The 24,523-nt window shown below is 32.4% G+C and carries 30 protein-coding genes; 8 read left to right on the top strand and 22 right to left on the bottom strand.

The annotated features are described in order from the left end of the window. Window position 1: 1 nt before the first annotated feature. Entirely contained in the window at window positions 2-349 is a 348-nt protein-coding gene (locus HM987_RS05875; protein ID WP_179006089.1) for a hypothetical protein, read from the bottom strand. A gap of 3 nt (window positions 350-352) precedes the next feature. Further along, the gene (locus tag HM987_RS05870) at window positions 353-685 is read right to left on the bottom strand and encodes a YtxH domain-containing protein (protein ID WP_179006088.1); all 333 of its coding nucleotides are present in this window, start codon (window positions 683-685) and stop codon (window positions 353-355) included. Between the two features lie 198 nt (window positions 686-883). Here HM987_RS05870 and HM987_RS05865 point away from each other — a divergent pair, with 198 nt between their 5' ends. Further along, on the top strand, window positions 884-2,248 hold the full coding sequence (locus HM987_RS05865; RefSeq protein WP_179006087.1) for an NAD-dependent succinate-semialdehyde dehydrogenase: 1,365 nt from the start codon (window positions 884-886) through the stop codon (window positions 2,246-2,248). A 12-nt stretch (window positions 2,249-2,260) separates the two neighbouring features. After that, a complete protein-coding gene (locus tag HM987_RS05860; protein ID WP_178989134.1) occupies window positions 2,261-2,413 on the top strand; it encodes a hypothetical protein in 153 nt (50 codons plus the stop codon). A gap of 245 nt (window positions 2,414-2,658) precedes the next feature. On the opposite strand, the gene HM987_RS05855 is transcribed toward HM987_RS05860, so the two are convergent. Further along, window positions 2,659-2,856 carry a hypothetical protein gene (locus HM987_RS05855; RefSeq protein ID WP_179006085.1) on the bottom strand — a complete coding sequence of 66 codons (198 nt, stop codon included), beginning with the start codon at window positions 2,854-2,856 and terminating at the stop codon, window positions 2,659-2,661. Between the two features lie 219 nt (window positions 2,857-3,075). On the opposite strand from HM987_RS05855, the gene HM987_RS05850 reads away from it, so the two are divergent. From HM987_RS05850 to HM987_RS05835, 4 genes are read left to right on the top strand one after another with little or no spacing between them, the layout of a single operon-like run. Continuing rightward, the gene (locus HM987_RS05850) at window positions 3,076-3,831 is read left to right on the top strand and encodes a hypothetical protein (protein WP_179006083.1); all 756 of its coding nucleotides are present in this window, start codon (window positions 3,076-3,078) and stop codon (window positions 3,829-3,831) included. A gap of 2 nt (window positions 3,832-3,833) precedes the next feature. After that, window positions 3,834-4,256 carry a DUF5675 family protein gene (locus tag HM987_RS05845; protein WP_179006081.1) on the top strand — a complete coding sequence of 141 codons (423 nt, stop codon included), beginning with the start codon at window positions 3,834-3,836 and terminating at the stop codon, window positions 4,254-4,256. Then, window positions 4,234-4,479 (top strand): hypothetical protein, encoded by a 246-nt coding sequence (locus HM987_RS05840; protein WP_179006079.1) that lies wholly within the window; start codon window positions 4,234-4,236, stop codon window positions 4,477-4,479. Before HM987_RS05845 ends, HM987_RS05840 begins: the two co-directional genes overlap by 23 nt. Further along, window positions 4,460-4,642: a hypothetical protein gene (locus tag HM987_RS05835; protein ID WP_179004094.1), complete on the top strand. Its 183-nt coding sequence runs from the start codon at window positions 4,460-4,462 to the stop codon at window positions 4,640-4,642. Before HM987_RS05840 ends, HM987_RS05835 begins: the two co-directional genes overlap by 20 nt. Here the strand turns inward: HM987_RS05835 and HM987_RS05830 are convergent. After that, entirely contained in the window at window positions 4,604-5,593 is a 990-nt protein-coding gene (locus HM987_RS05830) for a hypothetical protein (RefSeq protein ID WP_179006077.1), read from the bottom strand. The two genes, HM987_RS05835 and HM987_RS05830, sit on opposite strands and share 39 nt — an antisense overlap. Window positions 5,594-5,767: 174 nt before the next feature. On the opposite strand from HM987_RS05830, the gene HM987_RS05825 reads away from it, so the two are divergent. After that, window positions 5,768-5,929: a hypothetical protein gene (locus HM987_RS05825; protein ID WP_179006076.1), complete on the top strand. Its 162-nt coding sequence runs from the start codon at window positions 5,768-5,770 to the stop codon at window positions 5,927-5,929. A 494-nt stretch (window positions 5,930-6,423) separates the two neighbouring features. On the opposite strand, the gene HM987_RS05820 is transcribed toward HM987_RS05825, so the two are convergent. The 17 genes from HM987_RS05820 to HM987_RS05740 all read right to left on the bottom strand — a co-directional run bounded on the left by HM987_RS05820 (window position 6,424) and on the right by HM987_RS05740 (window position 21,992). Further along, window positions 6,424-8,019 (bottom strand): Eco57I restriction-modification methylase domain-containing protein, encoded by a 1,596-nt coding sequence (locus tag HM987_RS05820; protein ID WP_179006075.1) that lies wholly within the window; start codon window positions 8,017-8,019, stop codon window positions 6,424-6,426. Further along, window positions 8,016-8,588, bottom strand: a complete 573-nt coding sequence (locus HM987_RS05815) for an HNH endonuclease family protein (protein ID WP_179006074.1) — start codon at window positions 8,586-8,588, stop codon at window positions 8,016-8,018. Before HM987_RS05815 ends, HM987_RS05820 begins: the two co-directional genes overlap by 4 nt. After that, window positions 8,575-9,225: a DNA-binding transcriptional response regulator gene (locus tag HM987_RS05810; protein ID WP_179006073.1), complete on the bottom strand. Its 651-nt coding sequence runs from the start codon at window positions 9,223-9,225 to the stop codon at window positions 8,575-8,577. The genes HM987_RS05815 and HM987_RS05810 overlap by 14 nt, the downstream gene beginning before the upstream one ends. A gap of 1 nt (window position 9,226) precedes the next feature. Further along, entirely contained in the window at window positions 9,227-11,539 is a 2,313-nt protein-coding gene (locus HM987_RS05805) for a sensor histidine kinase (protein WP_179006072.1), read from the bottom strand. Window position 11,540: 1 nt separating this feature from the next. Then, on the bottom strand, window positions 11,541-11,738 hold the full coding sequence (locus HM987_RS05800) for a helix-turn-helix transcriptional regulator (RefSeq protein ID WP_179006071.1): 198 nt from the start codon (window positions 11,736-11,738) through the stop codon (window positions 11,541-11,543). A 75-nt stretch (window positions 11,739-11,813) separates the two neighbouring features. Continuing rightward, window positions 11,814-12,476 carry a P-loop NTPase family protein gene (locus HM987_RS05795; protein WP_179006070.1) on the bottom strand — a complete coding sequence of 221 codons (663 nt, stop codon included), beginning with the start codon at window positions 12,474-12,476 and terminating at the stop codon, window positions 11,814-11,816. A gap of 42 nt (window positions 12,477-12,518) precedes the next feature. Beyond that, complete coding sequence (locus HM987_RS05790; RefSeq protein ID WP_306293659.1) at window positions 12,519-13,022, bottom strand: hypothetical protein; 504 nt, start codon at window positions 13,020-13,022, stop codon at window positions 12,519-12,521. Between the two features lie 189 nt (window positions 13,023-13,211). Then, on the bottom strand, window positions 13,212-13,490 hold the full coding sequence (locus HM987_RS05785; RefSeq protein WP_179006067.1) for a helix-turn-helix domain-containing protein: 279 nt from the start codon (window positions 13,488-13,490) through the stop codon (window positions 13,212-13,214). 144 nt (window positions 13,491-13,634) lie between these two features. Beyond that, a complete protein-coding gene (locus HM987_RS05780) occupies window positions 13,635-14,468 on the bottom strand; it encodes an RteC domain-containing protein (protein ID WP_229724619.1) in 834 nt (277 codons plus the stop codon). Between the two features lie 74 nt (window positions 14,469-14,542). Further along, a complete protein-coding gene (locus HM987_RS05775; protein ID WP_179006065.1) occupies window positions 14,543-15,016 on the bottom strand; it encodes a cupin domain-containing protein in 474 nt (157 codons plus the stop codon). Window positions 15,017-15,027: 11 nt separating this feature from the next. Next, window positions 15,028-16,080 (bottom strand): alpha/beta hydrolase, encoded by a 1,053-nt coding sequence (locus tag HM987_RS05770; RefSeq protein WP_179006064.1) that lies wholly within the window; start codon window positions 16,078-16,080, stop codon window positions 15,028-15,030. Window positions 16,081-16,110: 30 nt separating this feature from the next. Beyond that, window positions 16,111-17,553, bottom strand: coding sequence for a DUF4440 domain-containing protein (locus HM987_RS05765; RefSeq protein ID WP_179006063.1), 1,443 nt, complete (start codon window positions 17,551-17,553; stop codon window positions 16,111-16,113). A 96-nt stretch (window positions 17,554-17,649) separates the two neighbouring features. Further along, window positions 17,650-18,345, bottom strand: coding sequence for a carboxymuconolactone decarboxylase family protein (locus HM987_RS05760; RefSeq protein ID WP_179006062.1), 696 nt, complete (start codon window positions 18,343-18,345; stop codon window positions 17,650-17,652). 20 nt (window positions 18,346-18,365) lie between these two features. After that, on the bottom strand, window positions 18,366-18,977 hold the full coding sequence (locus HM987_RS05755) for a flavodoxin (protein WP_179006061.1): 612 nt from the start codon (window positions 18,975-18,977) through the stop codon (window positions 18,366-18,368). Window positions 18,978-18,979: 2 nt separating this feature from the next. Further along, window positions 18,980-19,966: an aldo/keto reductase gene (locus tag HM987_RS05750; protein WP_306293658.1), complete on the bottom strand. Its 987-nt coding sequence runs from the start codon at window positions 19,964-19,966 to the stop codon at window positions 18,980-18,982. Window positions 19,967-19,974: 8 nt separating this feature from the next. Then, a complete protein-coding gene (locus tag HM987_RS05745; protein ID WP_179006060.1) occupies window positions 19,975-21,123 on the bottom strand; it encodes an aldo/keto reductase in 1,149 nt (382 codons plus the stop codon). A 20-nt stretch (window positions 21,124-21,143) separates the two neighbouring features. Beyond that, the gene (locus tag HM987_RS05740; protein WP_179006059.1) at window positions 21,144-21,992 is read right to left on the bottom strand and encodes an aldo/keto reductase; all 849 of its coding nucleotides are present in this window, start codon (window positions 21,990-21,992) and stop codon (window positions 21,144-21,146) included. Window positions 21,993-22,158: 166 nt separating this feature from the next. On the opposite strand from HM987_RS05740, the gene HM987_RS05735 reads away from it, so the two are divergent. Then, a complete protein-coding gene (locus HM987_RS05735) occupies window positions 22,159-23,049 on the top strand; it encodes a helix-turn-helix domain-containing protein (protein WP_179009913.1) in 891 nt (296 codons plus the stop codon). Here HM987_RS05735 and HM987_RS05730 read toward each other — a convergent pair. Then, window positions 23,046-24,305, bottom strand: a complete 1,260-nt coding sequence (locus HM987_RS05730) for a site-specific integrase (RefSeq protein WP_179006058.1) — start codon at window positions 24,303-24,305, stop codon at window positions 23,046-23,048. The genes HM987_RS05735 and HM987_RS05730 overlap by 4 nt on opposite strands. Window positions 24,306-24,523 lie beyond the last annotated feature (218 nt).

Here is a 24,523-nt window from a genome sequence, read left to right as displayed (position 1 = left end):
GTTAGTTAAAAAATTTTGATCCTAGTTTCTTAATAATGTAGGTATTAAATTTAGCTCTCATCATATATATTATAATGGATATTACAAAATAAGCGATACCAACTAGCAAAAATCCAAGGGAATAGCTACTCACCGCCTTACCTATCTCAATACCTGCTGCTATTGATAAAAACAGCAAACCAGCGAACATAAAGCTGCCAAACGCTATGACTTTCGTTGCTAAACTTAAAGAAAGTGTTAACTGTTGAAAAACCTTCAACCTAAAATATTGGTGAGACGCCTTTATATAGCGCTCACCAATATGAGAAGCCTTATCTGTAGTGTGATTTATATCATCAAATACACTCATCAATTATGCTTTTTTCTGTAAATTCTTGTTCTTAGCTTTTAAGTCTTTCAATCTAGATTCTAAAGTCGTAATGACATCTTCTGCTTTATAACTTGCGTTAGATACAATAGCTTCAACCTGATGATCCAAATTTTCCTTTTGGGTAGAGATGGTATGACCTAAAGAATCCCGTAATTCAGATGCTCTATCAGCCATGTAATCGCGTTTTGTTGCTGCCTCATCTGCAAGCCTTTGTCTGGTCACACTACCTTTGTCTGGAGCGAATAATATACCTAAGATTGCGCCTGTAGCAGCTCCTGCTAAAATTCCTAATACTGTATTTCCGTTATTACTCATGTTTTGATTTTTTTGATTATTTTTAATTCTCAGCACTTTGCTGTATGTCAAAGATAAGCTCTTTGCTCAAAAGAACTTGACTCTTTACCTAGCTATTTTAGCTGTAATGCTATTTATTGTTAGCGTTAAATATTTTAGTAATCGCATTAAGTTAATAGGTAAGATAAAATTAAATTTGAGCAACAACTATTATATTAAATGAAAACAAGTATTAAAACATATAATCCTTTTAATGGAAATCATTTAGAAACTTATAAATTAGATTCTAAGTCCAAATTAAATGACAAATTAGAATTAGCTGAAACCACTTTTAAAACTTGGAAACAAGAAAAGATTAATGAGCGCTTGAAATTATTACAAAATTTGGCCGATGAAGTTTTTAAGAAGAAATTGGAACTAAGTCAACTCATAACAAATGAAATGGGTAAACCAATTCAAGAAAGTGAAGCTGAAATTGAAAAATGCATTTACCTAGTTGAATTCTACATAAAAAATTCCGATCAATTTTTAAGAGATGCGATCATTGAAACGGATGCCCATGAAAGCTATATCAGTTATGATCCATTAGGTTGCATTTTAGCCATTATGCCTTGGAATTATCCATTTTGGCAAGTTTTCCGTTTCGCTATTCCGACCTTAATCGCTGGAAACGTAGCATTTTTAAAACACGCCTCCAACGTTACTGGATGTGCTGTTGCAATTGAAAAACTATTCATCGACGCAGGATTTCCTAAGGGTTGTTTTCAAACCCTCATCACAGACCATGATGCCATAGAAACGCTCATGGCGAATGAAATCGTTAAGGCAGTTTCTTTAACAGGAAGTGAAAAAGCTGGACGGAAAATAGCTGAACTTGCAGGAAAAAACTTGAAACCTTCACTTTTAGAATTAGGCGGAAATAATGCCTGCATCATTTTAAAAGATGCCGATTTAAATAAACACATCGATACCATAGTAAAAGCGAGAATGCAGAATTCTGGACAAAGTTGTATTGCAGCCAAACGATTTATTGTGGTTGAAAGTATTTATGACGAATTCCTCAAAAAGTTTACATCAAAAGTCAAAGAATTAGACTACGGAAATCCGTTAGAAGAAGATACAACAATGTCTTGTTTAGCTCGCGAAGATTTAGCAGACACTTTAGAAGAACAAGTTCAAAAGTCTATTGATTTAGGTGCAAAAGTGGCATTGGGGAACAAACGGGATGGTGCCTATTACCAACCCACCATCTTAACCAATATCACTGCTGAAATGCCCGTATTCAAAGAAGAAACTTTCGGACCAGTTGCTGCGATCATAAAAGTGGAATCGGAAGATGAAGCTTACAATACAGCATCAAACTCTAAATTTGGCCTAGGCACCATGGTTTTTACATCAGATTATAAATCTGCATCCAAACGTATTTCAGAAATTGAAGATGGTGCTTTTTTCATCAATGAAATGGTGAAATCCGATCCGAGGATACCTTTTGGTGGTACAAAAATTTCAGGTTATGGTCGCGAATTATCAAAAGAGGGCATGTTAGCCTTTGTCAATAAGAAAACAGTATACATTAACCAATAAAACTAATAAATTATGAAATTCGTAAAAGAAGACGATGAAAAAAGGAGGGATTATATCTTCCAAAAAGATGAAAAAACTAAATTTGGAGCAAAATTTATAATCATTACCCTAATTATTTTAGCTATCGCAGTGATTGCCTCTGGGATTCACTTTGAATGGTTCTAAACTTATATGACATAAAAAAAGCTCAGCAAATGCTGAGCTTTTTCTTTTAAAGTCGGGGTGGCAGGATGATAACTAAACTGCCACTATGCTGTAAAATCAATACTTTCAGAAGTAGACTAAAACAGTGTGAACCGAATTGTAGACCTATCTGTTAGTTTGAAGTAGTATTTTTTATCTGAACGTCTTATTACAAATTTACGATTTTAAATCCATTAAAACCAGTCAATTTGTATCAAATAGTATGATTAATCTATTAAATATTTGTTGACAATTTCCTCTTCAATTCCACTGTATTCAACGAATTCTTTAATTGTAATAAATTGGTAAGATTCTTTTCCAAAGTAGTTTTTAATGTCATTTAAAAGCTTACGTCCATAGCGTTCACTACGTCCTGTGATACGCTGAATATCTTTTGGGTATATACAAGCTCTTTTCTGATTCATGATACTTCATGTATGCTTTATCTATGGATTAAACATACTTAATTAATTTATGATGATAGTGATGATGCGTTGTTAAAATGTTGACAACACGATAGTGTTATCAATATTTTAATGACGTTTTTGGTTTTATCGGAATGTATGACCAAAAACGGAATTTGATTTTTTACAACAAGCCATAAAGTTACGTGATTTGAAATATTAATCAAAAAATGAATTATTATGGCAAAACAAACTGGAATTATTAAACTAAAAGGAACTATTGGTGGTATTTCCTTTTACAAAACTAGCGATGGACATTTAGCACGCGAAAAAGGTGGCGTTGATGCCAATCGTATTGCGAATGATCCTGCGTTTCAGAGAACACGTGAAAATGGGTCTGAATTTGGACGTGCAGGTAAGGGTGGTAAAGTATTACGAAATGCTATTCGTGTGCTTTTGCAGAATGCAAAAGACAAACGAGTAGTTTCTCGTTTAACAAAAGATCTTTTGGCAATTGTTAAGACTGACACTACTAATGAAAGAGGGTTAAGAACACTTCAAGATGGTAATTTAAGCTTATTGGAAAGCTTTGAATTTAATTTGAATGGTAAATTAGGTGCTACTTTATTTGCTGCATTTACAAAAGCTTTTGACCGTGTTTCTGGTGATGCAACTTTGAATATTGCTGCCTTTTCCCCAACTGTTAGAGTTGCAGCTCCGACAGGAACGACCCATTTTAAGGTGGTAATGGGTGCTTCTGAATTGGATTTCGAAAATGAGACCTCAACATTTGAAAATGATGAGACTGCAATTTTACCTTATTCTGCTGCAGATACAGCTCCAATAGCTTTGACAGCTTCATTAACCGCAAACTCTACATTACCTATTGTACAGGTTTTAGGTGTTGAGTTTTATCAAGAGGTAAACGGACAAATGTACGAGCTTAAGAATGGTGCATACAACGCTTTAGCAGTTGTTATTGTAGACACTCCATAATTATGGATTTAACTCTTTATAGAGCCTATTTTAAAGAGGGTACCAATGGTACTCTCTTTTACTCTGATAAATTTCTTTGCCACACCATTGAGTTACCTTGGAAAGATAATAAACGTAGTATTTCTTGTATTCCTGAAGGACAATATGAGATTAAAACTCGTTTTTCTAAACGGTTTAAACATCACTTGATTTTACAAGATGTAAAAGACAGAAGTTTTATTCTCTTTCATCCCGCAAATGATGCTTTAAATGATTTAGAGGGTTGCATTGCTCCAGTAACTTATTTAAGTGGCATCGGTAAAGGCATATACTCTAAAGATGCTATGCAAAAATTATTGTCTTTGGCTTATCAATCTAAAGACCGAAAAGAACCCATTTTATTAACTATTAAATCACAAAATCATGAATATTTTAGAACGCTATAAAAAACCAACTCCTAAATTTTTTAAAACCTTGCGAAATATTGGTATTGCTCTTGCTACTGCAGGTGGTACTATCATAGCCGCTCCAATTAGTATGCCTGCTCTATTGGTTACTATTGCTACTTATATGACTGTTGCTGGAACTGTAGCTACTGCAGTAAGTCAAGCAGTAGTAACTGACAAAGATAAATCTGAAATTGAAGCAAATGCAACAGATAATGGATGATACTACAAAAGCTGGTTTTTTTGGTGGTATTTTCTTATCAACAATCGTGAATATAGGTGTTGAAGATATAATTACTACCATTATTTTGGCTGCTGTGGGTGCTACCGTGAGTTTTATAGTATCATTATTGCTTCGGTCTTTGACCAAAAAACCTAAACCTTAATTTTTTTAATTTAACGATAAAGGGAAAAGGTCTATTGATTTTAGATACTTTTTCCTTTTCTTCTGTGTTAAATGAATTTGAAAAATCATTGTGTTTTTTATTTTCAGCTTCAACAATTTCTCTAAAATTCAATAATGATTCTTGACTAACGTAATACTTGTTTTGGTTTAATAATCTTTCTTCTTCAGATAACGCTTTTTTTAAAGATATTCTCTTCCACATTAGTTCATAGTACAAATTAACTCGGTCATCAATTTCGGGAATATTCTCTGGTATAAAAGCAGGAAAATATCTGCTTTCAATTGCTATAATTTCACAAAGAAGATTTACTATCGAAAACATTCTATTACATTCGGAAATGGAATAATAATTATCGTTGCCTAAACTATGGCTGATATAGTGTCTATTTAAATTTGAAGATTCAAAATCAAAACTATTTGTATTTGCATAAAACCAATTATGAAGACAGTTCTTTAAAGAAGCATTATAAAGTTTTCTCAAATGATGTCTAAATTCGCCTTCTTTTGCACATATATTTTCAACTAATTCCTTTAATGATGGTTTTCTTTTACCCTCATCTATTGACCAACTGTTGTATGATAACAATACACCCTCAATTACTGGTGTTAAGCAATTAATTGAAGACAGTAAATCTTTTTTAAAATAGTGAAAAGTTGCTTTATCAACCAAATGAGAAAACTTATTCAAATGAGGTAAAATTAGAAACCTATAATTAACAAATGCTCTTGAATAAGGATTAAATATTATAGGGCTTAATAAATAATTAATTTTTTCATTACAAGTATCTTTATCGTAATTTTTAGACTCTATTTCTTCACAAAGTAATTTTATCCTATCGAAATCACCTCCAATTATTTCTCCATTAATAAACCATCCGTATTTTGATAATACTTCACTAACATATTTATATTCATCTAAATAATTATTCATTAAACAAATCTAATTCTTTTGGGGCAAAGTGACGTAGGTGGAAGTGATTATTGATGTTGAGCGGTTGGAAAGATAAATAAAGGGCATTTTCTAAAAAATGCTCTTTTTTTATGCGCGGTGTTGAGGTGGGTAAATGGAAAGAGCGATTCCCTGATAAGGGATTGAGCGAATGTAATGCATCCTACCGCAGACACTTGGCAAACATTAATAATTGCTGTAACCTACACCGTTGAAGTGGGTGGTGGGGAAAAGATGGAAATATTGTGTGTTCTACACTTCAATTTGAGTTCGGAATTGGCGGCTGGTGAGCGGATATTTTACATAATGGCGTTATAGTACAGAAAGTGAATGAATGCTACTATAACTGCGCATTATGTAAACATAGCTTTGGGTAGTTTTTGGTGTGAGCGTTGGGAACAGCTCTTTGCTTTTTTGATTAGACAATTATGAAAATAGCACTTTAAGCAAAAGAAGCAATGTGCTGTGTGAGCGTTGGCAACCAAAAACTACATGCGCGTTGGATAGCGGAACAAACCAAAAGACAGAGGGTTTTGAGGAACGAGAAAACTGGATTTTGGCTTGTGGGGAAATTGAAAAGATCTATTTTATTTAAAATAAGGGGTCAGAACCCATGACCCTTTTCAGATTTAACTTATTGATTATAAATAATTAAACGTGACACAAAAATTTCATTTGGGACAAATTATTTTAAAATTTGTTTTTTTTAAAAGTGAAATAAAAGAAATCTCTGACTTTAGGAATGTATAAATTCCCATTAAAGAGGATACTATTGCTATGAGATTTTCGAAATTCATACTGAAAAACAATAACTATTTACGATGTCTTTTATTAACCAATTTCTTTCTAATTGATTCAATTTTATTAATCTCTTCTGGATTAAGATTAAGAGAGCTATTTAAAATTTGATAATTATATTTAAATAGTACATCCTTAATATCTTGTTTACCTTTAAAGTCCTTTTTATATGAATTAAAATCATTGTGAACAGCCATTGGTATAGGCAGCACCCTAAACTCATTTGGTGTAAGCTCTAAAACACCACCACCATAATAACGTCCTTCCAATTCAGCAAAAGCGAGCGTTAATGAGTTATAGAATGAGAATATAAAATCATTTAAATTAAAATCATCTTTAATAGTAACATTATAAGCGCTATCGGTTACAAAAACATTTGCCTCATTCTTCAATAATTTAGGATATTCATGAGCTCTCTTAAAGAAAAATGCCTTTGATTGTTTTGCAATATTTGGCACTTGGTACCAATTGGTGCGTTGCTTACATTTGAATCTCTCTTGAAGCTTTTCTTCTTCTCCTAAAGCTATATAATCCTGTACATTCGAAGGAATGTTTTGAATATCTAAATCGTTAAAATCTAATAAAAATGCAGGCTTATTATTCTTTATTAATTTTGAATAATCATGTTTATTAAAAGTAACAGATCCATTTACAAAGAATCCTTTTTGCACGATAGGCTTTGCATACTCTTCTAATTCGTAATTATTTAAAGTTTCCTTATCAACAATAAAATAGTTATTTGCTGCTGTTACAATACCTGCTTTATTATCTACATAATCGGAAACTAGATTTAAGTCTTTTTTTATATTCTCAAGAAATGTATGCTCTTCCGGTGTTATAAAATGGTGAGTCCACTTTTTATTGGATTCAGATACACTTTCATTACTATATAATCTGAAACTTCTATTTTGAAGCTCTTCCATAGACTTTATAGTTGTGTAAAATGTACCTGGTACTTTATGTTTTTTATAACCGATTAACAATACTGTATCTTGACCTTTACATTCTAAAAATTGAAGCTCATCAAACATAAAAATCTCAATACGCTCAAAAGATTTTTTAAGCAAGTTGCGAATTTCTTCAGTGAACTTAACTTGTAACAACTCTAGAGGAAGCACAAAAGCCAATAGCCCATCCGACTGTAATTTAGATATACCACTAATTAAAAATGATGTCCAAATATTATTAATTTTTCTATCTGAAAGATTTTGTTCTAAATGAATCTCTTTTGCTAGTTTCTTTTGCTCGTCAGTAAGATAATTACTTTTTACATAAGGCGGATTTCCTAGTATGGCTGAAAATTTCTTTTTGCTATCAGAATGAAAATTAAGGTAATCCTTATTTAAAGCGGTTACTTTTATAGACTTATTCTTGTTCTTTTTTACTGCTTTTTTTAATTCCGTATTTTCTCTTTCTACAATCGTTAAATTGATTTTATTAAAATTATTTAATGCTTCAATTTCATTTATAGCCTGTACAAAATTACCATCACCAACACTTGGTTCAAGCACAGTAATATTAGGCTTCTCTATTTGAGACAAGCAGTAATCAGCAATAAATTTTGCTAAATGAAGTGGTGTGTAATATGAACCTATTTCTTTTTTTTTCATTGTTCAACTTCTAGGTATTTTAAATATTCCAAAAACTCTACTGCTAATTCTCCCTGCAACATTAATAACTCCTTTTTATCCTCTCCTTCCTTCATATCAGAAATCATTTCACTAATCAAGCTCATTTTTTGCCTTAAAAAATCTAACATATAAATTACAGAATATCTTTTTAAATATAGCTTCATTTTAGAAAACATATAATTTGCTTTCACAGATTGAGTCATTGGAAAAATATTGCCAACTCTATCTCTATAAAAATGATGGTTATAATCGTCTTCACATGGATCTAAATAATCAGAGTCATCATCTCCCTTTGCTATATTAACATAAGAGCAAGAATACACTAAATTTGCATACTCTGTTTCTAAATGAGGGTGAATCGATTTTGGTTTAAAATGATCAATATGGAAACTATTTGAACCTCCAAACCAAAGTTGACTACAATCAGTATATCCACATCTACCATTAAAATCTTCCTTTAAATAAGGCTTATACTTTCTATAATTGGTATAATTTTTTCCAGAATATGTTCGAATAGGCGCTTTGCTTCTAAAATTAATTTTCTCCATCCAAATTCTTCTTATTTATTGCTTCAATTATCTTATCTGCCTTATTAAGTAATTCCTTTAGTCTCTCTGAATTTGTAGTAGCCTTTAAATCTACTGGAATTTTAGACTGTTTATCTAAAGATTTTTCAATTAAAGAGTCTAGCTCTAAAAATTCTTGTTCCTCTGAATTAGTAAGAGGGTTATTTTTCCTTTTTTCAGTAAGTTCAAGAATTCTTAATTCAGCAGATTCTATTTTAGCCTTATACTTTTTAATTTGCAAAATTACTTTATCAAAAAACTTCGAAGTTTCTTGCACATCTACTTTTTCATAAACAATATTAACATCGAAACCTTGGTCCACCGCATCATCTTCAAATGAAGTCAAAATAAACACAGGAAAGTCATCTCTTATGTTTAGAACCTCTTTTATCAAGTCAGAACCATTATAGTGAACTGTTGGGTCTTCCTCTGATAATCTAAAGTCTGCGACAACAGCATCTACAAAATTTTCAAAAATCATTGATACTGTATCATTTATATTAGCCTTTGGTTTTATTGCTACAACCTCAAACTTTTCATTAGCTCTTAATAATACACTTCTTTTAAAGGATCTAATATCAGAATCCATTTCGTCTATATATGCTACTTTGTAACTCATTTTATGCTGGAAGTTTTATATTAATTTGAAAACCCGGTCTGACCTTTGACAACCTAATAGATCCATTATACTCATCTATTACAGATTTTATAATCCACATACCCAAACCTGTTCCAATTTGTTCTCCTGTATGTTCATCCCTTTTTGTGCTTACAAATGGTAAAAATATTTTGTTAGGATCTACTATTTCCTTTTCTAAACCAGGACCCGAATCTTCATAAACAACACTTATACCTGTTTTTATATCGTATTCAAACCTAAATTCAATCTTTCGTGTATCAGTTGCATCAGACCTATTGAACGCATCTACTGAATTAGCAATCAGATTATTAAAAATACTATCTAAATCAATCTCGTGTCCTTTAAAAAAGACCTCTGAAAACACTCCTCTTTTTATTGAAAACTCTATTTTCTTTTTTTGTAATATGGAATTCCATAACCTTTCGAACTTTATAAGATAATCAACAAGATCTATATTTTTTCTAGTTCGTTTATCTTTCTTTACTGCTCCTAAAGAGAAGTCCAACCAATGTTTAAGTTTTTTATCTTGTTCTTGAATGTCATTTATTAAAATTATAGGATTAAGCTCTTCTGGTAATTCATCAATCTTATTTTTATCAATTAAACCTGATAATATCAATTTCAAATCAGAGGTTCTTGGCAACAAACTGTCACTCATATTTTTTAACTCGTGTGCAAAAGAAGTAACTATCATACCTGCACTAGCAAGTACTCGAAGCAACTTTTGCTCATCTTTTAAATCTTCATTTTCTTCCTCAAAGGCAAGAACACCTTTTACCAAAGTATCTGTATCCTCTTCATTTGGGTCATCCGAAGGTTTACCTGACTGTTTCTCTTTAGCTTTATTTTTGGCCTCTTCTTTCGCCTGCTCCCTTTTATTATTTTCATCATAAATCTTCTTCAAGGTCATCATGACTTGATTACGATCATTTTCAAAAACATTAATAATCTCAATTAGTATATTTTTAAAAAGAGCAAAAGCGTCATTTTCTTGAATACCTTCTCTACTTGATTTATCCTCAAAGGAAACATTGTGAATACGAGAAATATTAACAATACCATATGTTTGTTGAGGTCTAACTTTATAGCCTGGACGAGTTACAGTTGGATTTTGTAATGCTCTTTTTCCTAAATCTAACCAATCAAAAGAATTACTTCTAACTTCTCCATAAGGTCTCACTCTAAAATAGTCGCGAAATAGTTTTATTCCTCCAAATTCATTCAACCATTTAACTCTATCTCTATAATTAACACTTTTATATGGGTATTTTTGAATTTCATCTTTTTCTTGACCACCACCTCTCTTCATAAAATAGAACTCAAAATCAAACGAACCTATCTTTGCTATATTATTATCAACATCATTAAAACCTGGTAAAAGACCTTTCAAAGTTGTATTATGTTCAAAATAACCTTGATGAAATATTTCTTTACCATATATTTCTGGTGAATTTTCTACTATTTCTGAATTAAAAAAACCAATCATATCTAATTCATCGAAATTTAATTCATTTCTATATATTTTTATATTAACATTTCCCTCTTCATCATTTGTTGATACAATCTTATAATCATAATCATCACAAACAGTTGAATCAACTTTTCCATACCCAATAGGGTTTAAGGAAGAAAATAAATGAATATCGAATTTTGACACAATTTTAGGTGGCACTAATAATTCTAAATTAGAATAAAGTATCGCAATAGCTTTTTGATGCCAGTCATCTCGTAATTCACTAATTCTAATTATCGTACCCTTATCCTCCGTCCATTCTTCAAAAATAGAATCATCAATACCATAGCTAGTTAAAATATCTTTAGCTAAATGAATAATACTCTCATCTTCAATTGTATTTAAATCAGCTTTTATATCTGAAATAACAGCAGATTTTTGATTGAATTTCTCCCAATCTACAGACCATTTGATAACTTTTTCATTATCTATTGGTTTTGTAAACATATCACATTTAGACCCCAGTCTATCTATCGCAAATCTTCCAATCCCTTTAGCTCCGGTCTTAACTCTTGAGTCAGTAGAAAAAGGGTCTTCTAGCTTATCGTCAGTACCAATAATCATCCAATGGCTTCTTATCTTTTCTTCTGTCATTCCAATACCCCCGTCAATAATAAAAATTTGATCATCAATAGGGTCAACTACCACAATTCCAATTATTGAATCAGCATCATATGAGTTTTTAATCAATTCAATAATTGCACCACCCGCATTAGCAAAGTTTTCTTGACCTATTAATCTTGCAGTTCGAGCAGATACAGTAAATGGTACTTCTGCCATATTATTTAGTAGGTATTAATAATTCTCTAATATCAACATCTAACACATTTGCTACTTCTAATAACGTTTCAAGAGATGGTTGACTTTCATTAGTACACCAATTAGAAATAGTAGACTCACTTTTACCAAGCTCTTTTGCAAGCCACTTGTTTTTTATTCCATTTTCTACCAAAACTACTTTAATACGATTTATACTCATATTGACACAATTTATTAGTGTATTAGACAAATATATTGAGTTAATACCGAATAACAATGCACGTCTAAACTTCTTTTACACCCTCTTATCAACACTTTCCTTATCAAAAGCTATCAAATTAAACAATTGACGCATTCTAGAACGTACACGATTACCATATCTTTCTTCCAATTCTTGTGCGTTTAGATTGGTAGTTGCATGTGTTCTAATACCGTGTTTAAAAAATAAATCGTAACGTGATAACAAAATTTCTCCCATAACGTTGCAGTCTTTACCAAAATGTCTTCCGGTTGTTTCAACACCTAAATCATCAAAGCAGTAAAAACTACTATTGCCATATTCTTCAATGGTTTTAAAACCAATATTGTTAAATGCAAAAGTTATGTTTCTTGCAGGAATGATTTCATAGGGTTTGTGATGAGGCACAATGTTACGAAGTAATTTCATTAAACTTGTTTTTCCGCATCCTACAGGCCCTGATAATAAAATGCCCTTGTTTGGGTCTAGTTCTAATTTTTTGCATGCTTCAAAATCCCTAATAAAATAAATACACAGCTTGTATAGTACTACCTCATCTTCTTCATAAATCTTGAAGTTTTTACCAAACAGTAATTTCCCTTTTGCGTCTAGGTATATTAGAATTTTATTGAAATCATATGAAATATTATTATCATTTAGTTCGCCTAATTGGTATTGAACTCCTTTTTCTATTATAATGTGTGGTTTTATGTTGTTCATCTGATGCTTATTAAGATTGCTTCATTGGGTTCGCAATGACAGTTAGAGTGGTTCGTTGTAGTTTTTGTTTTTACTAGTCTTTAGGTTGTCTTGATTTTGGCTAACTGATTTTTGAGTTTCTTTACTTTTTATTTCTTCAGCTTTTAGCATCCAATTTTTGGCTGTTGCTTGCCAATTGACAATTTTTGTTTTCCCTCCAACTTTCCAACCGATTCCTTGATAATGATTATAGAATTTTTGTGCTTCAATTTTTGACCAGTTTTCTTTTTTGAAAAAATCGATGACCTCTTTTTCATTTTTTGGCTGGTCAAGTTTATTAATGTTTTTATTTGTTTGTATATGTTTATTAATAGATACCAATGCTTGTCCATTTTTAGGATTGTATGAGTCCACTACTTGTTTAGAGCTTGTCTCGAAATTGAACATCTTAATTTTACTTCCTTTAAATGGATTGTGTGACGGGTAATAGATGATATATTTCCAATGATTTAATTCTTTAATGCATTTATGATATGTTGACTTAGAACCAATTTTTGAAAAACCCATAATCTCTTCACGATTGATATAGAATTCCTCCATAAACCGATTACTATTCCAAATTTGAAATAGTGCTACATACAAACTTATATGTGTTGGGTTTAATCGACTATCTTTTGAGAATTGAATGAATACACCTTTTAGGTGTTTTATGTAGTTGACATTTTGCATATGGAAAGATTCCCACTCTCGTGAGAACTAGAATTTATTATGAATTCTATTGTCTTCCATTACTTTTTGAATTTCTTCATAATCATAATAGATTACGCCACCAACTTTGGTATATGGTAAAGTTCCGTTAATACGAAGATTTTGTAATGTTCCTGGTGAGATACTTAAAAGGTCTCTAACTTCTAGTGACTTTAGCCACTTTTTAGGTGTAAAACCTGATTGATGGTTAATGATTTCTTTGATATCTTCTAATAATTCATGTTTAAATTCTCGAAGATCTTCAGTAGTAATGATTGTTGCTGCCATAATAAAAGATTTTAGTTTAAAATAGCTACCGCCTTGAATTTACATTCGCAGCAGTAGCTATTAATGTGATTTGACTTTCGTTTGGCAAATATGAAAGAATTTGATAATCTTTATTCACAACGGGGATTGTGTTGTGAAGGATTTTTAGTAATCGGCATCATCCATTCTTTTTAAAAGAATCTTTTTTAAGGAATTTATGAATTTTGTCCTGTTTGATTTTCTCATTCTTATCTCTAAAAATGTACGTCTGTACTGACCTAGATTAACATTAAATACGGACTCAAAGTATAAAGCGATGTCCTTTAAATCTACTGCACCATTATTAAACACCCCTTCAGAATGTAATGCATATAATAGCTCTATTAGAGAAACTTTTGAGCCAGTCCAGATTAAACCCGAGTTGGGTTTGTGTTGTGATTTTTGCCTATAACTATTATTTGTTTCTTGAAGCTTATTTTCAATAAATACTTCTAGTAAATCGTTTGCCTTAATTTTTGCTACTTTATAACTGTGAAGTGTTGCAAATGTTAAGTCTGATTCAAAATACAATGAATCCAAACTTAATTTAATGTCAAAGTTTCCCCGTACAAAATATTTATAATCAAGATAAGCACTTCCTGTTCTATAATATTTATAAAACTCTAGTTCATAATCAAAAAAACGTTTTAATTTTTGCAGCTCTTCTCTATAATATTTCTTTACAATTCTACGACCTCCACGAGGTTTTTTGGTTTCGATTTTATAAATTTTATTATAGTATATTAGTTTTGAAGTGAACTGTGGCTTTATTTCTTTAAAGAATTTAATTTCTTCCACTTGCGACTTAAACTTTCGTTTACTTATTTGATTCTTCAAGCTTTCAACAGCTGTAACAATAATTCCTATTGCCTTTTCACACTGTTCAATTGGGTCGTCTATTTCAAGGTTAATAAAATTGAGCTGTTCGTTTAAATTATTTATTTTGTTGGTAAAGTTCAATAAGTAGTGTTGTTTTATGAATAAAAAATGGTCTTTACAGACCATTCATTTAGAGGCAGTCTTTAAATTTATATTTAATTTTTATACTCTTCATCACTCACACTTTCAAGCCATTCCGTAGAGCCATCAATTCTACTTGTAATGGCAACTTGAATAAACTCACTATTCTCTGCTGCTCCGTGCCAATGTAGAATGTTGGCAGGACATTTTACAACATCTCCTTTTTGTAATATTTTTTTAGGACTCCCTTTTTCCTGATAATAACCTTTACCATCAATAGCTAAAATGATTTGGCCGTTTGGGTGCAAATGCCAATTTGTTCTTGCCCCAGGTTCAAAAGTGACATTTCCAACAGAATTTTTATTGATACTATCTGCGTAAACCATCATTGATAAATAAGCATTACCAATAAAATTATTATTCTCAATTAATTTCCCTTTTGGAAAAACCAAAGATTGTTGTTCTACAGTATTATTTGTTTGTTTTTGATTGCAAGAAAATAGGACAGCTCCAACCAATAATATGACTAAACTATTGTTAAAATTCATTTTTTAAGGTTTTAAAGATTTGCTTGATAAAATTTAACCAATTTATTTACTGCTTGTGATACATATTCAGGTTTCCAATACGTTTCGATATGTGTTGCACCATCAATTAAAAATAATTCTTTGGTTTTAGCATTAGTTGCTTTTGGAAAAGCGTCCAAAGTTAAGTATAATGTTTGTGCCTCACTACCTGCTATCATTAATAGTGGTTGATCTATGAGGTCAATATTGTCGGTAGCATCCCAAGACATTAAATCCATCAAACTGCTTGTGGTATAAAGAAAAGTTGAATTAGGATGTGTGTGGGTTCTAAAGTAATATTCATACCCTTGTTTATAAAAAAGTGTTGAAACTTTTGCTAATGCTTCATCTGTAATTCCATCGACACCAGAATACATAATCTCACCACCCGAAGTTTCTTGTTCTCTTGCTTCTGATGCTTGATTTAACCTTTCTTGAATAGTTGAAACTTGCGAATTCAAAAAGCCATTTTTTCGAACCACTCCAGTATTAAACAAACTCAAGGTTGCTACAGCTTTAAATCGTTTATCTGTTTGAACTGCCTTTAGTGTATAACCGCCGCCGCCACAAATACCTAAAGCACCGATACGGTTTGTATCAACTCCTGAATATTGTGAAATAAAATCAGCCATACCGTGAATATCTTCCGTACGGAATTGTGGTTTGTCTGTATGACGCGGTTCACCACCACTTGCACCTTGGTAGGATGCATCGGCTGTAATGGTTATGTAACCTGCTTTTGCCAATTTTTGTGCATATAGTCCAGCGGTCTGTTCTTTAATACCGCCATTAGGGTGTGCAATTGTTATTGCCGGATATTTTTTTGAAGCGTCATAATTTGCCGGCGTATAAACATTGGCAGCAATATCAATTCCGTTGAGTTTGTATATAACTGGATAGATATTTACTTTTCCTTTTACATTTTCTGTAATTGCTCCATCATAGACCAATGAAAATGGATTTTCCTCTGCTTTTTGATGGTATTGAGCACTTACTGAATTAATAGCGATTATTGACATTGTTATTGTGATTATTAATTTTTTCATTGCATTTATCATTTTTAGTTTTAATTTGGGTTACAGCAGTTTTGAGAATGTTAAGTTGGTCAATTTCCAATCATTACCATTTTTTTGATACACTTCTGTAACCATAAAACGATTGCTTACTTCGTTGTTGCCTACTACTGCTAATAGTGTTATTTCATTCCAAATAATGGCGGTATTGCCAAATATTTCTACAGAAACATTATGCACATCGGCTTTTTTATACCAAATACCACCACTTTTAATTACTTGTAACTCACGTTCTGTTCCCCAAGTGCCGCCCATATGAACAAATTTTGCTTTCTCGTGAAAAAGATTTGAAAGACTATCTACATTTTTATCTGCCATCCATTGCCACTTTGCCTTTGAGAGTGTTTTGATTTCTTCATCCATTGAAGTTTCACTATTTGAAGTTTTATCTAAACCTTTTTCAGTTAACCAATCAGCCATTAATTTTGCAATTTCCTTATTGTTTAAATCTGACATCGGGAAATGCGTATTGCCTTTAATTCCTATTTCTGGCAAATGAACCACTTTTGCATCGCCACCATATTTATTGATGGTTGCTACAAATAATTTAGCCATTGCTAAACGTGTACGCCAATTGTCTGTGCCATAAAATTCGGATGGTGTTTCAGGAATAAAATCGCCATAATAAATGATGATAGGAATTTTGGTGAGTTTTAAAAAGTCTGCTTTAGAAACACTAACTGCTTCTAATGTGCCTCCTGCACTTTCCATTGCTGAAGGCGCTTCACCTTCTGGAAACACAAAACCACTTCCGGGTTCATAAGATACAATCGCCTTAATATTTTCGTTTTTGATAGCTGTTGTCCAACCTTGGCCACCACTATGCGAATGGGTTACCAATATTCCATTCCCTATTTTATCAAACAAAGCCGAAACTGCATCAGTATTGACTTCAAAATCTATAGTACCCAAATCGGGACTGATTTGTCTATAAAATTGATTTAAGGTTTCAGGGCTTTTATCAAATTGTACGTTGGACATATAGTCATCACCCTTGGCAATACGGAACATACCTAACCAATACTGTTCGTTTGGTGTTGCTGGAATTGTAGTTTCCTGTGGGCTTCTTCCTCCTTGGCCTCTTCGTGGTTGGTCAATTAGATAAACAGGATAGTTTTTTCTTAAAAAAATCGTTTGGAAACCTTCGCGTCCATCAGCTGTAGTTTGCCAAGTTCTTACAGTTTGACCGTAACCGTGCCAAAACACTAATGGTAATTTACGAGCATCAGCAGGTATTTGATATTGTACCGTAGCGTGGTCAACGTGTAAAGTCTGTCCTTCAGTTTTAGGATTGTTGGGATTATATGTTCCTTCGGCTTCAACAACAGTACCGCCAACCGCAAAAACACCTTGTTTCTGAATGGTCAATAAACTTTTTTCATTAGTCTGTGCATTGGAAAAGCTGAATAACCCAAGAGCAAATAAGGATAATATAATTTGTTTCATTTTTTTAAATATTAAATTCATATGTCAAATTTCGGAATAATAATATGGTTATACTTATATGTATTACAGTTGCTTATACCAATGTTACAGATGTATCTATTCTAATTCTTTAATAATTTTTTTAGCAGATTTTATCTTCTTTCTTTTTAAATAAGGCTTTAATGTTTCAACCAAATGCTCCATTTGTTTTTTGGTAAATCCTTGAATAATGCAGATTTTTAAGTGTGAACGTAACATTGGCTTGACATTACCCAAAGCGATTAACGCCGAAACGGTTGTTAGTTCTCGTTGTTGGTAACTCAATACATCACGTTCAAATATATCAGCAAATAGATGTTCTTTTAAAAACTTATCGATTTCAGATGAAAACTGTTGGTATTGAGGCTGTGTTTCGGGTAAAGGGCTTTGCAATAATTCTTCTAAAACCTCTTTTCCTCGTTCGTACTTATCATTACTATCATCAATAGGTGATGCTTCTTTACCCTGAATATCCTTAATTCCATTGACCTTTCTTTCGTCTAATACTTCAATAAAGACTTTAAGACCACTAATACTTTTTGGAAATCCTGTATAAGCGTATAAATGCACCAATTCTTCCTTAATCTCGTTAATGGTCAAGCCATTGTCTAAACCTTGAGATAATCCTGTCTTTAAATTATCCCAATCACCTTTGGCGGTTAATGCTGCAATGGTAGCAATGCTCTGTTGTTGTTTATCGAGTGTCTGTGCTTTTAATTGAAAGCTGATACAGCTTATTAATAGTACAATTATTACTTCTTTGTATGATTTCATCCTGTCTGTTGTTTTAACTACTAAAAACCTATTTTTTGCAACCAATTTGTTACTTGCCTTTTTACTTCAATTAATTTTTCACTTTCCATTACAAATAAAATTCCATCTCGTTCAATGCCGCCTTTGGTAGAATAGCCTTCTAAAATGGTTGAATTGGTACAAAGCTTCTCAACAGTTTTAAAACTGCTTCCTACGCCATAACCTGCATTGGTATTAAATGGAATGACCTTTTTTCCGCTTAAGTCATTATTGGTTAAGAAACTTTTCATTGGTGGTGGCATCTGCATATCCCAAGTAGGGAAACCGAGAAATATGGTTCCATAGCTATCTAAATCGTTGATTTTGGTTTTCAATTCGGGTAAAAACCCTTCTTCATTTTCACGATCCACCTGTGCTACAATTTCTTTGTAGTTTTCCGGATAAGGGTTTACTAATTCTAACTCTACCAATTTACCACCTACTTGCTTTTGAATAATTTTTGCAACGGTTTCCGTATTTTTTGTTCTGGATAGATAAACAATTAGCATATCACCTTTTGGGGTTACTTGATTGTCTTTTTCTTGACCACAAGCTGAAAAACAAAGCATTTGAAATAGAGAAAAAAGGTATATAATCGGTTTTGAAAAATTCATCTTTATTTATTTACAAAATTTTTATAATTACCCGAATATCTATCGCCCACAATTTCAATCTCTTTTAAAGCAGTTTCTATTTGCTGTAAATCGTTAGAAGTTAGCTCAACCGAAGTACTTCCAATATTTTCTTCCAAACGATGTATTTTAGTTGTTCCCGGAATGGGTGCGATAAACGGTTTTTGTGACAACAACCACGATAAAGCAACTTGTGCAGGTGTTGCTTGTTTTTGTTTGGCTATCTGTTTTACCAATTCAACCAAGGCTTGATTTGCTTTTCGGTTTTCTTCTGAAAAACGCGGTACTGTATTTCTAAAATCATTATCCTTAAACTTGGTGGTTTCGTCAATAGCTCCGGTTAAAAACCCTTTTCCTAATGGGCTGAAAGGCACAAATCCAATTCCTAATTCTTCCAATAATGGAATAATTTCTTTTTCAGGTTCACGGTAAAACATCGAATATTCGCTTTGTAAAGCTGTAATGGGTTGCTCACTATGCGCTGTTCTTATGGTATCGGCTCCAGCTTCTGATAATCCCCAATGTTTTACTTTGCCTTCATTGATTAAATCTTTTATTGTTCCGGCAACGTCTTCAATAGGCACGTTTGGGTCAACTCGGTGTTGGTATAATAAATCGATATAATCTGTTTGTAAATATTGTAATGAGTTTTCAACGACTTGTCTGATTCTTTTAGGCGAACTATCTAATCCTTGAGTTGGGTCGCCATTTTTAAATCCAAATTTTGTTGCCAATACCACTTTTTCCCTAAAGGGCTTTACTGCCTTCCCCAATAAGGTTTCATTACCACCTTTGCTGTACGCTTCAGCCGTATCAAAAAATGTAATTCCTAAATCATAAGCTTTTCTTATTAATTCAACACCCGTTTTTTCATCTGTAGCAGTTCCGTAACCAAAAGTCAAGCCCATACAGCCAAATCCTAATTCGGATACTTCTAATCCTTCATTTCCTAATATTCTTTTCTTCATCATCTTATTTGTTATTGTTTTTGCGGTGCTTCAACTTTTGAAAATTGCAGTACAAATTCTGGTAATCTTGCGCCCACTATTTCTATATTTTTTAATTCATTATTGAACTGTTGCCATTCTTCTGTAGATAATTTAATAGCATCGGCGCCAATATTTTGTTTCATATGTGCCATATTGGTAGCTCCCGGAATTGGAACAACCCAAGGTTTTTGAGCCAACAACCAAGCCAATGAAATTTGAGCTGGTGTTGCTTCTTTTTCTTTGCCCCATTTTTGAAGCAATTTTACTAATGCCATATTTTTAGGCAAGTTTTCTGGGGAAAAACGAGATTCTGTCCCTCTAAAATCTCCTTGAGCAAACCTTGTGTTTGCATCAATTGCACCAGTTAAAAAACCGACACCCAATGGACTCCAAGGCACAAAACCAATTCCCAATTCTTCGCAAAGTGGAATAACATCGTCATCCGAACCGTGATAAAGTAAGGAATGTTCGTTTTGAATAGCTGTTATTGGGTGTTCCTTATGTGCTCGTCTTACAGTTTGAAGCCCTGGTTCTGAAAGTCCATAATGCAATACTTTTCCTTCTTGCATCAAATCTTTTATGGCGCCTACTACATCTTCAATGGGTACTTCTGGGTCAACACGGTGCTGGTACAATAAATCAATTCGGTCGGTTTGCAAACGTTTCAGCATTCCTTCCACCACTATTTTGATATGTTCGGGTTTACTGTTTAGCCCTGGTAATCGTTGACCCGTTTCTTGGTCAATGTTCCACCCGAACTTTGTAGCAATCACTATATCATCACGAAAATCTTTTATGCCTTCGCCTAAAATCCGTTCTACTTCAAAAGGGCCATAGGCCTCTGCTGCATCAAAAAAAGTTACTCCATCATCATAAGCTGTGCGGATGATATTGTGCATTTCTGAACGTAAAGGAATGGTGGTTTCATACCTTCGACTCATATTTTGAACGCCGAGACCTATACTTGACACCTCTAATGATTTTCCAAGTGTTCTACGACCTGAAAGTGGTGCTAATATATTCTTGTTTGTTTTACCATTTGATGGTTCGTTAGCACACGAAGCCAACAATGCAGAAGGGGCAAATGCAGTAGCGATTGAAGCCAATCCTGCTGTTTTTAGAATATCACGACGTTTCATAGTTATTGCTTTAAAGATTATTAATGTATTTTATATTCACTTAATGATTTTACCATTACGGGATTTCGGTGGTCAAAAAACAAGCTTTCATTGATATCTAAAGATTCTATGTTTTTCATATCTTCAGTAGAAAGTTCAAAATCAAAAATATTGAAGTTTTCCTCCATACGTTCCTTTCTAACAGACTTTGGAATTACAATGACACCACGTTGGGTTAGTGAACGAAGAATGACTTGTGCAGCTGTTTTATTGTATTTCTTACCAATACCAGTTAATACTTCATTTTGGAATATGTTGTTTTTTCCTTCTGCAAAAGGGGCCCAAGATTGTATTTGAACATTATTTTCTTGTAAGAACTTTTGCGTCTCTATTTGTTGATGAAAAGGATGTGTTTCTATTTGATTAATGGCAGGTGTAAAACCACTATTAACCATCAAATCCATTACACGGTCTGGATGAAAATTTGCTACACCTATAGCTTTAATTTTACCTGCTTTATACAATTCTTGCATTGCTCTCCAAGAGCCAAATACATCCCCATAAGGTTGATGAATTAGATATAAATCTAAATAATCAAGTTGTAGTTTATTCAGAGATTTTTCAAAAGCTTTCAACGTGTTTTCATAACCTGCATCTTGCACCCACAATTTAGTAGTGATAAATAACTCTTCTCTTGGAATACCACTTTTTTTGATGGCATTACCAACAGCTTCTTCATTCGCATATGAAGCTGCTGTATCTATCAGACGATAGCCACTTTCGATAGCATTTACTACAGCTTGTTCACATTCTTTTGCATCTGGAATTTGAAATACTCCAAATCCTAAAATTGGCATTTCAACGCCATTATTTAGTGTTATTGTTTTCATTTTTAATAAATTATTTTTTTTTATAGTATTTAAATACAAAAGTAGATACCTATACTTATGAACTGTTTACACCAATTACGGATTGACCTACCAATATTACTGATTAAGCTTATTAATAGAATTTTAATGATTCTTTTAACTAATTTTGAGACATAATTTTGAAGCTATGGAATACGATTTTAAAACCGTGAGTGACTATAATAAGTTTAACCAACAACAAACCTTTCATCCGTTGGTCAATGTGATTGATTTTTCACAAGCAGAAAAACGTACTGGATCTAAAATGTATTTTGATTTGTATTGTGTGTTTTTGAAAGATGTAAAATGTGGTGATATAAAATACGGAAAACAAACCTATGATTATCAAGAAGGCACCTTGGTATTTGTGTCTCCTGGACAAGTAGTGGACGTTATAAATAAAACGGATGAATACCAACCTATGGGACACGGATTGGCGTTTCACCCTGATTTATTATTAGGAACTCCTTTGGCTGGTTTGATGAATAACTATAGTTTTTTCCAATATCAATCTAGCGAAGCCTTACATATTTCGCAAAAAGAAAAGCAAATTGTAATGGATTGTTTTGCTAAAATCAATTTCGAATTACAACAGAATGTAGATAAGCACAGCAAAAAGTTGATTACTTCTAATATAGAACTGTTTTTAAATTACTGTGACCGTTTTTACGATCGTCAATTTATTACGCGTGAGCATATAAATTCTGATATTTTGTCAAGTTTTGAAATTCTATTGAATGATTATTTCTCTTCTAATAAATCAAAAGAAATTGGCTTCCCAATGGTACAGTATTTTGCAGAGCATTTAAATTTATCATCTAATTATTTTGGTGATTTAATCAAAAAAGAAACAGGTAAATCTGCACAGGATTATATTCAATCGAAAGTTATCAATGTGGCCAAAGAACGCATTTTTGATGATAGTAAATCTATCAGTGAAATAGCTTATGAATTGGGTTTTAGTTATCCGCAACATTTCACGCGTTTATTTAAACAGCAGGTTGGACAAACGCCAAGTGCTTTCAGGAATTTGAATTAATTAACATTTCTATTTACCTCCGTTTTATTCTTCTGTTTGGAAGAAAGAACATTTTTAAGAGCTGTAATATCATCACTTACTTTTCTCTCGATAACTTTTGCATAGATCTGTGTTGTAGCAATTTTAGTATGACCTAGCAGTTTAGAAACGGTTTCTATTGGGACACCGTTACTTAAAGTTATTGTTGTTGCGAATGTATGTCTTGCTATATGAAATGTTAGATTTTTTTTTATACTGCAGATATCTGCAATCTCTTTTAAATATGAATTTAGCTTTTGATTTGAAATATTAGGAAACAAAGTTTTAGTTTTCTTGGTTTTGATGTGACCGTTATACTTTTTAATTAATTCTTCAGCTATAGGTAATATTGGTATTTTTACTTTATTGTGTGTTTTTTGTCTGTTAGTGATTATCCATCTACCACCATCAATACCAATAGCGATATTATCTTCGTTAAGGTTCATGACATCTATATATGATAAGCCTGTATAACAACTAAACACAAATAAATCTTTTACGAGTTCCAATCTTTCAATCTCAAATTCTTTTTCGATAATGGTTTGCAGTTCATCTTCACTTAAAAACTCACGTTCATTCTTGATGTACGTTGGTTTGAATTTTATAAAAGGATCTTTATCTATCCATTCCATCTTATAGGCCAATGTTACCATTTTACGAAGTCTTTGAATATGCTTCATCACCGTGTTGTTTTCCATTTTCTTTTGATGGTCCTCTGGAACATATAAACGAAGGAATTTTTCAAAGTCAACTAAAAACCGAAATGTGATTTGAGATAAATAGATATCTTGTATTTTCTTTTTGGTCAGAAACAGTTTGATATACTTTTGAGTTGTGAAGTAATTCTTTAAAGTACCATAACTTAAAGATTCGCTCATTTGGGTGTTGTGGTAATCGACCAATGTTAGTAAAGAATATTCTTCGTTATCTTCTCCCAAAAACCTTGCTTTAATAGATTGAGCACAGATAAAGGTCTTTTCTTTTACAAGTTCGTCGTGAGCTTCGTAAATTCTATTTTTGACCTGGTCTAAATATCTGTTGAGTAATCGAGATTCTTGCTTATTTCCACGCGCTCTACCTTTGTTGGAATCCCATTCAGATAGGATTACTTTTCTTTGTAAACTGATATTTGCACGCTTACCGTTTACAGTAATTCTACCAAAAACTGAAACTTGATTGTTTTTTATGCGTGTAGCATTAACCCAAAATGACAGGGTAAAGGTGGTTTGTGATTGCATAGTTGTCGTCTTTTAGTTAAACATTTGTTCAAGACGAAAGTCAAATCAACTATTTCAATTACAGTATTTTAAGTATCAATTCGGTTCACACTTTTTGTGTTTTAAAACTGTGAACCGAATTGTGAACCGAATTAAACCATATTAATTCAATTCTTATGATAGCCCAAAAACCATAAAACCTTGTAAATCATACGATTTACAAGGTTTTAGTTTCTATT

Source organism: Winogradskyella forsetii (genome assembly GCF_013394595.1).
Lineage (GTDB): Bacteria > Bacteroidota > Bacteroidia > Flavobacteriales > Flavobacteriaceae > Winogradskyella > Winogradskyella forsetii.
This window is presented reverse-complemented; position numbering and strand designations above follow the sequence as displayed.

What these genes read in the sequence shown, in the direction of transcription:
- HM987_RS05875 (WP_179006089.1), bottom strand. Translation starts at nt 349, where the DNA reads ATGAGTGTATTTGATGATATAAATCACACTACAGATAAGGCTTCTCAT.
- HM987_RS05870 (WP_179006088.1), bottom strand. Translation starts at nt 685, where the DNA reads ATGAGTAATAACGGAAATACAGTATTAGGAATTTTAGCAGGAGCTGCT.
- HM987_RS05865 (WP_179006087.1), top strand. Translation starts at nt 884, where the DNA reads ATGAAAACAAGTATTAAAACATATAATCCTTTTAATGGAAATCATTTA.
- HM987_RS05860 (WP_178989134.1), top strand. Translation starts at nt 2,261, where the DNA reads ATGAAATTCGTAAAAGAAGACGATGAAAAAAGGAGGGATTATATCTTC.
- HM987_RS05855 (WP_179006085.1), bottom strand. Translation starts at nt 2,856, where the DNA reads ATGAATCAGAAAAGAGCTTGTATATACCCAAAAGATATTCAGCGTATC.
- HM987_RS05850 (WP_179006083.1), top strand. Translation starts at nt 3,076, where the DNA reads ATGGCAAAACAAACTGGAATTATTAAACTAAAAGGAACTATTGGTGGT.
- HM987_RS05845 (WP_179006081.1), top strand. Translation starts at nt 3,834, where the DNA reads ATGGATTTAACTCTTTATAGAGCCTATTTTAAAGAGGGTACCAATGGT.
- HM987_RS05840 (WP_179006079.1), top strand. Translation starts at nt 4,234, where the DNA reads ATGAATATTTTAGAACGCTATAAAAAACCAACTCCTAAATTTTTTAAA.
- HM987_RS05835 (WP_179004094.1), top strand. Translation starts at nt 4,460, where the DNA reads ATGCAACAGATAATGGATGATACTACAAAAGCTGGTTTTTTTGGTGGT.
- HM987_RS05830 (WP_179006077.1), bottom strand. Translation starts at nt 5,593, where the DNA reads ATGAATAATTATTTAGATGAATATAAATATGTTAGTGAAGTATTATCA.
- HM987_RS05825 (WP_179006076.1), top strand. Translation starts at nt 5,768, where the DNA reads ATGCATCCTACCGCAGACACTTGGCAAACATTAATAATTGCTGTAACC.
- HM987_RS05820 (WP_179006075.1), bottom strand. Translation starts at nt 8,019, where the DNA reads ATGAAAAAAAAAGAAATAGGTTCATATTACACACCACTTCATTTAGCA.
- HM987_RS05815 (WP_179006074.1), bottom strand. Translation starts at nt 8,588, where the DNA reads ATGGAGAAAATTAATTTTAGAAGCAAAGCGCCTATTCGAACATATTCT.
- HM987_RS05810 (WP_179006073.1), bottom strand. Translation starts at nt 9,225, where the DNA reads ATGAGTTACAAAGTAGCATATATAGACGAAATGGATTCTGATATTAGA.
- HM987_RS05805 (WP_179006072.1), bottom strand. Translation starts at nt 11,539, where the DNA reads ATGGCAGAAGTACCATTTACTGTATCTGCTCGAACTGCAAGATTAATA.
- HM987_RS05800 (WP_179006071.1), bottom strand. Translation starts at nt 11,738, where the DNA reads ATGAGTATAAATCGTATTAAAGTAGTTTTGGTAGAAAATGGAATAAAA.
- HM987_RS05795 (WP_179006070.1), bottom strand. Translation starts at nt 12,476, where the DNA reads ATGAACAACATAAAACCACACATTATAATAGAAAAAGGAGTTCAATAC.
- HM987_RS05790 (WP_306293659.1), bottom strand. Translation starts at nt 13,022, where the DNA reads ATGGGTTTTTCAAAAATTGGTTCTAAGTCAACATATCATAAATGCATT.
- HM987_RS05785 (WP_179006067.1), bottom strand. Translation starts at nt 13,490, where the DNA reads ATGGCAGCAACAATCATTACTACTGAAGATCTTCGAGAATTTAAACAT.
- HM987_RS05775 (WP_179006065.1), bottom strand. Translation starts at nt 15,016, where the DNA reads ATGAATTTTAACAATAGTTTAGTCATATTATTGGTTGGAGCTGTCCTA.
- HM987_RS05770 (WP_179006064.1), bottom strand. Translation starts at nt 16,080, where the DNA reads ATGAAAAAATTAATAATCACAATAACAATGTCAATAATCGCTATTAAT.
- HM987_RS05765 (WP_179006063.1), bottom strand. Translation starts at nt 17,553, where the DNA reads ATGAAACAAATTATATTATCCTTATTTGCTCTTGGGTTATTCAGCTTT.
- HM987_RS05760 (WP_179006062.1), bottom strand. Translation starts at nt 18,345, where the DNA reads ATGAAATCATACAAAGAAGTAATAATTGTACTATTAATAAGCTGTATC.
- HM987_RS05755 (WP_179006061.1), bottom strand. Translation starts at nt 18,977, where the DNA reads ATGAATTTTTCAAAACCGATTATATACCTTTTTTCTCTATTTCAAATG.
- HM987_RS05750 (WP_306293658.1), bottom strand. Translation starts at nt 19,966, where the DNA reads ATGATGAAGAAAAGAATATTAGGAAATGAAGGATTAGAAGTATCCGAA.
- HM987_RS05745 (WP_179006060.1), bottom strand. Translation starts at nt 21,123, where the DNA reads ATGAAACGTCGTGATATTCTAAAAACAGCAGGATTGGCTTCAATCGCT.
- HM987_RS05740 (WP_179006059.1), bottom strand. Translation starts at nt 21,992, where the DNA reads ATGAAAACAATAACACTAAATAATGGCGTTGAAATGCCAATTTTAGGA.
- HM987_RS05735 (WP_179009913.1), top strand. Translation starts at nt 22,159, where the DNA reads ATGGAATACGATTTTAAAACCGTGAGTGACTATAATAAGTTTAACCAA.
- HM987_RS05730 (WP_179006058.1), bottom strand. Translation starts at nt 24,305, where the DNA reads ATGCAATCACAAACCACCTTTACCCTGTCATTTTGGGTTAATGCTACA.